A 10,771-nucleotide genomic window follows, 5' to 3' on the forward strand; every position below is an offset into this window, starting at 1 on the left:
CCCCCACCCCGCGCCGGAAGCCAGCACCTCCTATTTGACGTGCATCAAGGCCGACTCCGGTCGCACCGATCCAAGCTGATGATTGCGTGCAACACACTAACTACGCAAATACCACCCTTTCGACCGCGCCCGACGACGCGTCGGCAGCGCAACGGGAGGGCGGGACGTTCGGCCCGCGCGACGTGAAGGAGTCGCTTTGACCGCCAGCTATCAATCCGTGACCGCCCGCAATGGCGCCTGCACCGCCGATTGCGTGCACGGCGGGTGCCGCCGATGGCAGGTCCGGCCATGACCCATCCGAACAATCAGGCTGCCGCCGCTTTCGTCTCGGTTCTGCCCGGGCGGATCCGGCTGCGGCACCCGCTGCTCCGTGACCGCGCGCGTCACGCCGCGCTCGACGGCAGATTGCGCGTGCTCGTCGCGGTGGACGCCGATCCCTCCGTCGGCTCGTTTCTGCTGCGCTACGATCCGGCCGACACCGCAATGGAGGCGCGCATCCGCAGCGAAGTCGACGCGGTGTGGGCCGCGACGCCGGAAGCCGAACCGCTCGACCCGCACGGCGCCGATTCAGAGCAAGCCGGCCCCGAAAGCGACCCGCTCGATCGATTGCGGCGGCGGGCGCAGACCCGTTCGTCGATCAATCGGATCGCCAAGGTCGGTGCGCTCGCCGGCATGGCCGGGACCGTGGCGGCGCTCGGCGTCAGCCGCAAACTCCATGCCCAGATGGGCGTCGTCGCCATCGCGATGACGCTCACCCACCTCGCGGTGCATTGGCGCCGCACATTCCGTTAGGCCATCCGTGTCCGATCCTTCCGCCGGTCTCCTGCGCTTCACGCGACATTTGCAGATCGCGCACCACCTGCCCGGTCGCATCCGCCTGAAACTGAACGTCCCTTTCGACGGCGAGATGATCGCCATGGCGGACGAAGCCAAGCGTTTCGGCAAGGCGCTGTCGAAGATGGACGGCATCCGATCGATCAGCCTGAACCCGCTCGCGCGATCCTGTGTGGTCGAATACGACCCGAACGGAATTTCGCCTTCGGCCTGGAGTGCCCTCGTATCCGGCGAAGCTACTCCGGACGGCGAGATGCTGCGGAGCCGCCTGCTCGGCCTGTTGGCCGCCTGATAATTGGAAGGACTTCGTCATGCTGCCACTTCTGAGATTTGCGACCGGTGTTTTAGTCGGCGTGATCGGCGTGCAACTGCTCAAGCAGGCCAAGGCGCCCGAAGCCGTGAAGTCGTTCGCCCAAAAGGCGCGCAGCGGTCTGGACAAGGCCGGCGAAGAGTTGCGCGAGGCGACCGTCTCGGGCCTCAGCGCGGTCGAAAAATCCAGCGCCGCGCTCCGCACGAAGCTGTCCGGCGAGTCCGCAGCCCAGGAAGCCGGCCCGGCCGCTGCCGACGCTGCACCGGCGGCGACCGCGACGGCATCTCCCCAGCCCCCGGACGAGACCGCCACGAATGAAAAAGCGTAAAGCGAAAGCGCGCGAAGCGCCGTTCGCTCCTGCGGAGATCGCCACCAACTTCACCCGCGGCATGGTCGCCGCGGGTCTGCTCGCCGCCATCCAGGACGGCCGCATGTCGGGCAAGCCTCACAGCCGCAAGCTGTTACGGCAGTCGTTGCAGGGCGGCGTGGCGCTGGCGGCCGGTGCTGCCGTTGCAGAGAGCATGCGCAGACAGGACTACTTCGGCGCGCTCGCCGCGCTCGCCGGCGGCGCGATCGGCGCTCTGGCCCTGGAGACCTTACTGGCGACCGAAATGACGGTTGCGACAGAACCTGCTGAGGAGATTCGAGTTGGCTAAGAAGAAGGGAAAGCGCGGCAAGGGCCTGAAGCGTCGCGAGATCGAGCAACTGCTCGCGGGACAGCTCAGTCTGGCCGGAAACCGCCAGCAGGGAATGCTCGGCAATCTCGGCGGGCTGCTGCCCAAAGGCCGTAACGAGCAACTCCTGCTCGGCCTGCTGATCGGCGGCCTCGCCGCCTATGTGCTCTCCGACGAGGAGCTGCGCGGCAAGCTGTTCAAGGGCGCGATCAAAGCTTACGCGAGCATGATGGGCGGCGTCGCCGAGCTGAAGGAGCAGTTCGCCGACCTCAGTGCGGAAGTCGAGGCCGAGCAGAGCGGCACCGTATGACCGATACCCGGTGGCTGTCCGGAGTCGAGGTGGTTCACCGCCTGCCGGACCGCATCCGTCTGCGCTACCGCCGCCGCTCCGAAACCTCCGACCCGGCACAGCTCGCTGAGGTCGCAAGGCTGATCGACGGCGTGACGTCGGCGCGCGTCAATCCGCGTGCCGCGTCGCTGATCGTGTGCTTCGATCCGGCGCGCACCGATGCCGACAGTATCGTCGCGACGATCGCGAGCCTCGGCGCGTCGGAAGCGATCACGAAATCCCGGACCGACGACAGCCGGTCGGACGTCGCCGCAACGCTGGCGGTGCTGCTCGGGACCAATGCACTGCCGATGCAGGCGCGTCTGCCCGTCAGCCTCACGGCCGCACTGCCGCTGCTGCGCCATGCGGCGGCCGACCTTCGCAGCAACGGCGTCACCAGCCATGTGCTGGAGGCGATGGCGGTGTCGATCTCGCTGGCGCGCTCCGATTTCGTCGCCGCCAACACCACGACGTTCATCCTGGCGCTCGGCGAGGCGATCGAAGACTCGATCGCCCGCCGCTCCGACGATCTGCTGAAACATCTGCTGCGCCCGACCAGCGACGGCGTCTGGGTTCTGCGAGACAACGTCGAAGTGCAGATTCCCGCCGACGAGGTGACGGCCGGCGACGCCGTGGTGGTCGGTGCCGGGGCGGTGGTTCCTGTCGACGGCACCGTGCTGTCCGGTGAAGCCACCGTCAACGAAGCGGCGATGACCGGAGAGAGCGCGCCGGTCGTCAAGACACGCGGCAGCAAGGTTCTGTCCGGTACCATGCTGGAAGACGGCCGTCTGACGATCTATGCCGAGCAGGTCGGTCGCCGGACCGCGGCGGCGCGCATCGCCGACTATGTCGAGCAATCCCTGACCGCCAAGAGCGAAGCGCAGATCGAGGCCGCCCGCCTCGCCGATCGTCTGGTCCCCACCGTGCTGAAGCTCGCCGGCTTCTCCGTCCTGCTGACCGGCAATTGGCGGTCGGCCGCCTCCGTTCTACAGGCGGACTATTCCTGCGCGCTGAAGCTGGCGACGCCGGTCGCCTTCAAATCCGCGATGTATCATGCCGGCCGGCTCGGCATCCTGGTCAAGGGGGCGAGCGCGCTGGAACGCCTCGCCCAGGCGGACACGTTCATCTTCGACAAGACCGGAACGCTGACCACCGGCTCCTTGCAGGTCACCGATTCGATCACCTTCGACTCCGCCTACAGCGCCGACGACCTGATCTGTCTGGCGGCCTCGGTGGAAGAACATTACTTCCATCCCCTGGCGCTCGCGGTCGTGAACGCCGCCAAGGCCAGGCACGGCCACCATTTCGACCATGCCGAGGTGGAGTTCATCGTCGCCCACGGCGTCGCCAGCGTCATCAACGGCGAACGCATCGTCGTCGGGTCGCGGCATTTCGTCGAAGAGCACGAAGGCATCGACATCTCGCCCTATCGCGAGCCGCTCGACCGTCTGTATCGCGAAGGCAAGACGCTGCTGTTCATCGGCTTCGGCGGCCGCCTGCTCGGCGTCATCGGCCTGAAGGACACCGTGCGCCCCACCAGCGCCGCCACCATCGCGCGCCTGCGCCGCGCCGGCGCCAAACGCATTCTGCTGCTGACCGGAGACCACCGCGACCGCGCGGCCGAAATGGCGGAGGAGCTGGGGCTCGACGGCTACCATGCCGAGCTGTTGCCGACCGACAAGGCCGCGATCATCGCCGACCTCAACGCCAAGGGCGCCAAGATCGCCTTCGTCGGCGACGGCATCAACGACGCGCCGGCGCTGGCAGGCGCCCATGTCGGCATCGCCATGCACAAGGGCGCCGACATCGCGCGTCTCACCGCGGACATCGCCCTGCTCGAGGACGGCGTCGACCGCGTCGCCGATGCCAAGGAGCTTGCCAACAGCGCGATGGCGCGGATCGCCAGCAACTACAAACTCACGGTCGGCCTCAACACCGCGATCCTGGGGCTCGCCGCGATGGGCGTGCTGGCACCGATCGCCACCGCGGTCCTGCATAACGGCACGACGATCGGCATTCTGCTCAACGCGCTCCGTAAGACCGCGCCGGGCCCGCAGGCGGCCGATCGGTCTCGCCGCCCCGATCGCCGGGGCGCTCTGGATCAGTGAAGGGCGCGCCCAACCCGGCCGGGGTGGCGCTGCGCCGACGACGCAAGAAACAGCTCTCGTCGGGCGGCTTCCGCGAACGGCCGCAGCAGATCGTATTCTTCCTGCGCGAGCACCGGTTTATCGTGCAGATTGATCGACGGGCGATAGTACGCCGCGATGATCGCTTCCATCATCCGTTCGGCTTCCAGGATCGTCTCCGGCGCCGCGAACAGCCGCAGCTTGCCGATCACCGCGTAGATGCCAATCATCTTGTTCGGGTCGTCGAGCGAGTTCATCAGCGCATCGACATAGAGCTTCGACGCCTGATCGATGAACTCGCCGAAGATCCGCTCGCGGCGGGTGTTCTCCTGGGCGATGCGGGCGGTCTGTTCCTGATGGCTCTGCGTCAGCCATGCGGTGGTCAGCGTCGCCAGCACGCCGATCGCGGAGCCGAGATCGGCGCGCCGGTCATGACCGTTGCTTGCTCCCCGGCGCGATCCGCCGATCCGGATTCGGCATCGCGCCGGGACGAGGCGATGGCGGATTGCGCAGCCGCGCTCCCGGCGGCTCGAGCACGACCTCCTTCAGATCGTCGCCGGCGAGCACCACTACGACGAACTTCAGCCGTCCCTTCTCCACCTGCAATTCGCCGAGCACGGCGCGGCCGCGGGTCGAGCGTTCGGCGACCATCACCGCGTCGGACATTCCCGGCCCGACCGACTGTAGCGCCACGAGCTCGAACCGTTCGTCGTCGTCCGCATCCACCCGAATTGGCACCGACCGGTCGCTGACGATCGTGCCCGACTCGGCAGAGACGACGCTCTCCCACACCTGCCCGTCACGGCCGGTACGGACGCGATAGATCAGCCCCTGCGCCGCGAGGTCGGTCTCGATCCGCAAGCTCTTGGTCCCCGGGTGAGATGTCTCGGCGATCGCGAGAGCTCGCCCCAGCGACACCGGCGCCGAGCGCACCAGATCGAGCTTCTGCCCCGGATCCGGTTCCGCAGACGGCGCCTCTCCGGCTTCCTGTCCGGTGGAAGGCGCGTTGGGCGCCGTGTCGTGCGCCGCAAACGACGGCTGCACCATCAGCAGCGCAACGGCGACGGCGGACATTCTGAATGCAGTTCGCATCGGTTCGGCTCCGGCCCGTGGCCGCAGGGCGCCCGCCGGCGCGAAACAGAAGAGGCGCGACCGATCACTTGGGGCGGCAGGCGATCGGTCGCGCGCAGCCACAACACGGCGGCGGGAGCACGGCCGCATGTAGCCACGAGGCGCTTGGGCGCCACAACGATACGGTACCAGTTCGTTTCGTTTTGTCAAATGCCGGATCCGGCGTTGGGCGTCGGGATGCCGGCTCGGGCGTCATGGCCTCCACCAAACCATTGAACCGATGCGGATCTCCGAGAAGGATACCGGGCCGTCGGCAGCCGATCCTGCGGTGGAAAACGGCGTTTCGCCGGCGTGAGCGACCTCGACGCATCGGCCGAGGCTCGTCCTTCAGCGCGGGTCAAGCCTCGCGCGGCCGGCGCGCGCGATCCGCCTCAATTGGGCCGGATGCCGGTGAGGAACAGTTTGACGGCGAGGCGGAGCTGACGTTCGCGGTTCTTCTCGTCGATCGGGATTCCGAACATCGTCAGCCGGGTCAGCGGACCGACCACGATGTTGAGGAAGGTCTCGGCCGCCACCATGCTGTCGGGCACGCGAACCAGCCCCTGCTCGCTGAGATGGTCGAACAGCCGCGCCAGCGTCGCCACCGCGCGCCCCCACCCTTCTTCGTGCGCGAGCCGCGCCAACTCCGGAAAATTCGCCGCCTGAAACGACAGAGTCCGCATGATCGCCGTCACTTCCGGCGTGGTTCCGATCTCCTGAACCTGACGGCCGATGCCGACGAACCAGCTTTCGAGCGAGCCGTTCGCCGGATTGTTGCGGCGCTCTTCAACACCGCGCGACAGCGGCGCCATCCAGCGCTCGATCTCGCGCCGCAGCGCCGCCTCGAACAGGCCGCGCTTGTCGGTGTAGCGCGAGTACACGGTCAACTTGGAAACACGCGCCTCCTCAGCCACCGCATCGATCGTGGTCGCGTCGAAACCGCGCTCCATGAACAGCCGGGTGGCGACATCGAGCAGCCGAAGATCGCGCTGAAGGGCGGCGGTCCGGGTCGGGCGACCGCCGCGCGATTTGGCGATGCGCTGCTTCGCAGCGGTGTTCTGCGCTGCGGGCTTCAACATGGTTCGCGTTGCCTCCTGTCGTCACGAGTTGGACGCATTATAACGAGCTCCCGCCCCATGGCCACACGACCATCGGTACTTTGTCCGGGAACACCCTATCGACTCCGATAAAACAAAACGTTATCGTTCTATTTGGGGCATGTGATCGGGGACGGCGTAGGGATCGCGGCTGCAGGCGCGCGATCGGTCCGTCCTCGCGATGAAGGTCGAAGGTCTGAAGATGTCTGTGAACGCCGGCGAACGCGACGAAGTGGTCTGGATCCGGCGCAAGCGCGACGAAATCGATCTGCTCGCCTCCTCGCTCGGTCGCTGGGCGGCACATCTCGACGGCGATGGCCGCCAGGACGCGCACCGTGCGGTCGCGGAACTGCTGTCGATCCGAACGGTGTTCGCCGAACGCCTCGATGCGCTGTCGTCACGCCATTCGATTCCGCCGCAGATCGCCGAGGTCACCCTGGCCAGGCTATCCGACGAATGGGCCAAAGCGGACGACGAAATCAGGTCGTTCCTGTTCGCGCGCGTCGGCGCCCATCGCGGCACGGACGATGCCGCAGCCGACGACCGCTCGGAGCAGCGAAAGGCTGCCGTCCACACCGCTCTGGAGCGGCTGCGTCAGGAATCGCGGGCGGCGATCGACCAGGCCAAGCGCGACCTCGACGTCACCGTCGGACGGATCGCCTCCGAGCAGGTCAGGCTCGGCACCTTTTCCACCACCAGCGACAAAGCGTTGAAGTCGATCAAGGCGAATTTCGAGCGGACCCGCCAGCTTCACGACGAGACTTGGGACAACATCGCCGAGATCTTGAGCGCGCTGTGATCGGTCGCCGTCCGCGCTCGCCCCGCCCGGCTCGTCCGGCGAGCCGCCGCGCCGCAGACCAGATGAGAACCGTTAGCGTCCGCAGGCAGCAGCCGCTGAAGTAACCCAGAGCGTCGCAGATCGACGCTCCGCTGATCGATCCGGCCGACCGGCTAAACTCACCTTTCGTCTAATACATCGGCCATAGGTCACGAAATCGCGCATAATACCGCTCTCTAGACCCAATCTGGATGTTCGATGCGATTCAATCCGCAACGGATTTGCTCTAGGGTATCCCGGTCGTGATTGCGTGAGTGCCGATGACTCAAAAATCGTTATCAAGAGCAGTTCTGGCGCCGTGGCTGCTGGGCGCGACGTTGTTGCTGTTCATCGTCATCGCCGGCGCGCTGGTGCTCAATCTGGTGCGACTGCGCGACAGCTTCGCGTGGGTGCAGCAGACCAACAAGGCCCTGCTCTCGATCTCCGCGATCCAGCAGGCGGTGCTCGAAGCCGAAACCAGCGAGCGCGGCTTTCTGCTCACCGGCGTCGAGACCTATCGCGACAGCTACGCCCGCGCCCGTGATGCGCTCGCCTCGCGGCTCGACGGCCTGCGCGCAGTGCTCGCCGACAATCCCGAGCAGATCGCGCACATCGATGAATTGCGACTGCTCACCGACATGCGCATGGCCCAGCTCGGGCGCGTCGTCGAACTGGGCCCCGACCGGATGCGCGAGGCACTCGACATCCTGGAGCAGGCTCGCGTCGACCGGCTGACCGATCGGATCGAAACCAGCCTGTCGGTGTTGACGCGTACCGAGCAGGCGCTGCTGATTCAGCGGCTGTCGCGACACGACCGCGAAAGCCTCGCGGCGGCGCTGATCACCGCCTGTCTGTTGATCCTCGCCGTCGGCAGCGCCGCGATCGCTGCGTTCCTGCTCGAACATCAGCGCGCGGTGGCGCGGCAGCAGGAGGCCGACCAGCGGCTGCAGGCGCTGCAGGCGGAGCTGCTGCGGGTCGCCCGGCTCAGCACCATGGGCGAGATGTCGAGCGCGCTGGCGCACGAACTCAACCAGCCGCTCGCGGCCGTCACCAACTACGTGCAGGGCTCGCGCCGCCTGATCGAGGCCAGCAGCCATCCCGACAAGGGCAAGATCAGCACCGCGCTCGACAAAGCCGCGCAGCAGACGCTGCGCGCCGGCGCGGTGATCCAGCGGCTGCGCGAGTTCGTCGGCCGCGGCGAGACCGACAAGACCGTCGAGAGCCTGCGGGTGATCGCTGAAGACGCCCTCGCGCTGGCCTCGGTGCTGACCCGCGACCACCCGGTCGATGTCGCGCTGACGCTCGATCCGGCGTTCGACCGCGTGCTGGTCGACAAAGTTCAGGTGCAGCAGGTGTTTCTCAACCTGATCCGCAACGCGTTCGAGGCGATGCGCGAGCAGCGCGACCGCCGGCTGACGATCGGCAGCCGGCTGGTCGAGGACGATATGGTCGAGGTGGTGGTCGCCGACACCGGCCCGGGCCTCGACTCGCTGATCGCGGAGCGGATCTTCCAGCCATTCGCGACCACCAAGGCCGATGGCATGGGCGTCGGCCTGTCGATCTCACAGACCATCATTCAGGCCCATGGCGGCTCGATCAAGGCCGAGCCGGCGCCGGGCGGCGGCACGTTGTTCCGCTTCACACTGCCCAGCGCCGATCTGATCCGCCAGCAGCTCTCGTTCAGCCCCTACGCGGCGGAATAAGCACCGGCCGCGCGCAGTTCGGCGCGCCGCGCGAAGCTGTCGTATAGGCCGGCGACCGCCTGCGGCGCCGCCGCGCGGCAGGCCGCCAGCATCGCCGCAGCCCGGTCCTGGTCGCCGGCGGCGAGCGCTTCGAAGAGGCCGCGGTGCAGCCGTTGCAGCTCGGCAAACCGCTCGGACGCAGCAAACGCTTCGTCGCCGACCAGCGCATACAGCCGGGTCGGCCGCGACTTGCCCTTCAGCCTGATCTCACCGGCCTCCAGCAACGCCAGCGCCGGCGCGGCGCGGGCGACCTCCTCCGAGACCAGCAGATCCGTGCCGAACTCCTTGGACGCGCTCTCGATCCGGGCCGCGACGTTCACCACGTCGCCCATCGCCGAGTAGTTGAACCGCCTCGCAGAGCCCATGTTGCCGACGCAGGCGACGCCGGTGTTGAGTCCGACGCCGATCCGCACCACCGGATCGGCGACGCCGCGCGCGGCGAAGCCGAACGCGTCGGCGTCGTTGAGCCGTTCGACCACGGCGCGCATCTTCAGCGCGGCGCGGCAGGCCCGCGCGGCGTGATCGGGTACGTCGACCGGCGCGTTCCAGAACGCCATGATCGAGTCGCCGATGTACTTGTCGATGGTGCCGAGCTCGTCCTGGATCGCATCCGACAGCGGCGACAGCAGCGTGTTGACGAAATCGACCAGCTCGGTGGCGCTCAGCGCTTCCGAAATCGGCGTGAAGCCGCGCACGTCCATGAACATCACGCTGAGTTCGCGCTGCTCGCCGCCGAGCCGCAGGCCGTCCGGCATCCGTTCGAGCCGGGCGAGCAGATCGGGGGCGAGATACTGGCCGAACGCCTGGCGCACGAACCTCTTCTCGCGATCGGAGGCGGTGTGCAGCACGCGCTCGACCGCGATGTAGGTCAACAGCGTCGCCAGCGACGGATACACCGGATCGATCAGCAACCGGAACTGCGAGAACGCGATCCACGAGCCGCCGATCGCACCGACGAACACCACCGCGCAGGCGATCAGCGAGAACCGCGCACCGGCGAGCAGCACCAGCGCCGCCACCAGCGAGCCGAGCAGCAGCGTCATCACGATCTCGAACCCGCTCGCCCAGTCCGGCCGCTCCAGAAAATCCTGCGCGACGATCTGCTCGATCATCTGCGCCTGGATCGCCACGCCGGGCATCACCTGCCCGATCGGCGTGGCACGGGCGTCGCTCAGCCCGGACGCGGTGGTGCCGACCAGCACGATGGTGCCTTCGAGCCGGTCCCGCATCCGCTCGGTCTGCGCCGGATCGAGCACGTCCTTGGCGGAGACGTAGCGGTCCGGGTGATCGCGATCGACATACAGCCATGCCTCGCCGTCGTCGGTCAGCGGCAGCTTGAACTGGCCGACCCGCATGTCGACCAGCGCATCGTGTCCGGTGGCGTCGTCGCCGGAGGCGCCGGTGCCGCGGACGATGACGCCCTTCTGTCCCTGCGCCACCCGCAGCGCTTCGGCCGCGAGGCTCGGATAGACCCGCGCCCCGTCCGACATCAGCATCGGCAGCCGTCGCACCACGCCGCCGCGATCGCGCGCCGACAGGTTGATCGCGCCGACGCCGGCGGCGGCCTCGTCGAGCAGCGGCAGGTTGGAAACCGCGCCGCGAAACGGCGGCAGCACGTTGGCCGGGGTGACGCCGACGAACGCCAGCCCGGTCTTCACCTACGGACGCGTATCGTTGTCGCGCCGGGTCGCGGCGAAGCCGAGCACCGTCGGGGTCTGCCGCATCGCCGCGGC

At 67.7% G+C, this 10,771-nt stretch carries 11 protein-coding genes and 1 pseudogene; 8 read left to right on the forward strand and 4 right to left on the reverse strand.

Annotated elements, in window-relative coordinates; genetic code table 11:
• The first annotated feature begins 273 nt into the window (after window positions 1-273).
• The 6 genes from DU475_RS20990 to DU475_RS21015 all read left to right on the forward strand — a co-directional run bounded on the left by DU475_RS20990 (window position 274) and on the right by DU475_RS21015 (window position 4,254).
• The gene (locus tag DU475_RS20990) at window positions 274-792 is read left to right on the forward strand and encodes a hypothetical protein (RefSeq protein ID WP_041807363.1); all 519 of its coding nucleotides are present in this window, start codon (window positions 274-276) and stop codon (window positions 790-792) included.
• A 49-nt stretch (window positions 793-841) separates the two neighbouring features.
• Window positions 842-1,126: an HMA2 domain-containing protein gene (locus DU475_RS20995; RefSeq protein WP_235677232.1), complete on the forward strand. Its 285-nt coding sequence runs from the start codon at window positions 842-844 to the stop codon at window positions 1,124-1,126.
• A gap of 61 nt (window positions 1,127-1,187) precedes the next feature.
• Entirely contained in the window at window positions 1,188-1,472 is a 285-nt protein-coding gene (locus tag DU475_RS21000) for a hypothetical protein (protein ID WP_349644217.1), read from the forward strand.
• Window positions 1,459-1,800, forward strand: coding sequence for a hypothetical protein (locus DU475_RS21005; protein ID WP_013502910.1), 342 nt, complete (start codon window positions 1,459-1,461; stop codon window positions 1,798-1,800). Before DU475_RS21000 ends, DU475_RS21005 begins: the two co-directional genes overlap by 14 nt.
• Complete coding sequence (locus DU475_RS21010) at window positions 1,793-2,128, forward strand: hypothetical protein (RefSeq protein ID WP_013502911.1); 336 nt, start codon at window positions 1,793-1,795, stop codon at window positions 2,126-2,128. The genes DU475_RS21005 and DU475_RS21010 overlap by 8 nt, the downstream gene beginning before the upstream one ends.
• A complete protein-coding gene (locus DU475_RS21015; protein ID WP_013502912.1) occupies window positions 2,125-4,254 on the forward strand; it encodes a heavy metal translocating P-type ATPase in 2,130 nt (709 codons plus the stop codon). Before DU475_RS21010 ends, DU475_RS21015 begins: the two co-directional genes overlap by 4 nt.
• Here DU475_RS21015 and DU475_RS21020 read toward each other — a convergent pair.
• The 3 genes from DU475_RS21020 to DU475_RS21030 all read right to left on the reverse strand — a co-directional run bounded on the left by DU475_RS21020 (window position 4,248) and on the right by DU475_RS21030 (window position 6,461).
• Window positions 4,248-4,670 carry a hypothetical protein gene (locus DU475_RS21020; protein WP_349644218.1) on the reverse strand — a complete coding sequence of 141 codons (423 nt, stop codon included), beginning with the start codon at window positions 4,668-4,670 and terminating at the stop codon, window positions 4,248-4,250. The genes DU475_RS21015 and DU475_RS21020 overlap by 7 nt on opposite strands.
• 31 nt (window positions 4,671-4,701) lie before the next feature.
• Window positions 4,702-5,346 carry a PepSY domain-containing protein gene (locus DU475_RS21025; RefSeq protein ID WP_246700376.1) on the reverse strand — a complete coding sequence of 215 codons (645 nt, stop codon included), beginning with the start codon at window positions 5,344-5,346 and terminating at the stop codon, window positions 4,702-4,704.
• 428 nt (window positions 5,347-5,774) lie between these two features.
• On the reverse strand, window positions 5,775-6,461 hold the full coding sequence (locus DU475_RS21030) for a TetR/AcrR family transcriptional regulator (protein ID WP_047309377.1): 687 nt from the start codon (window positions 6,459-6,461) through the stop codon (window positions 5,775-5,777).
• Between the two features lie 220 nt (window positions 6,462-6,681).
• Here DU475_RS21030 and DU475_RS21035 point away from each other — a divergent pair, with 220 nt between their 5' ends.
• Window positions 6,682-7,278 carry a hypothetical protein gene (locus DU475_RS21035; RefSeq protein WP_041807918.1) on the forward strand — a complete coding sequence of 199 codons (597 nt, stop codon included), beginning with the start codon at window positions 6,682-6,684 and terminating at the stop codon, window positions 7,276-7,278.
• A gap of 299 nt (window positions 7,279-7,577) precedes the next feature.
• Complete coding sequence (locus DU475_RS21040) at window positions 7,578-8,999, forward strand: sensor histidine kinase (RefSeq protein ID WP_013502917.1); 1,422 nt, start codon at window positions 7,578-7,580, stop codon at window positions 8,997-8,999.
• On the opposite strand, the pseudogene DU475_RS21045 reads toward DU475_RS21040, so the two are convergent.
• Window positions 8,984-10,771 (reverse strand): annotated as a pseudogene (locus DU475_RS21045) (CHASE2 domain-containing protein); the annotation flags it as partial. The gene DU475_RS21040 and the pseudogene DU475_RS21045 overlap by 16 nt on opposite strands.

It is taken from the genome of Rhodopseudomonas sp. WA056 (assembly GCF_010906995.1).
GTDB classification, from domain to species: Bacteria; Pseudomonadota; Alphaproteobacteria; order Rhizobiales; family Xanthobacteraceae; genus Rhodopseudomonas; species Rhodopseudomonas palustris_G.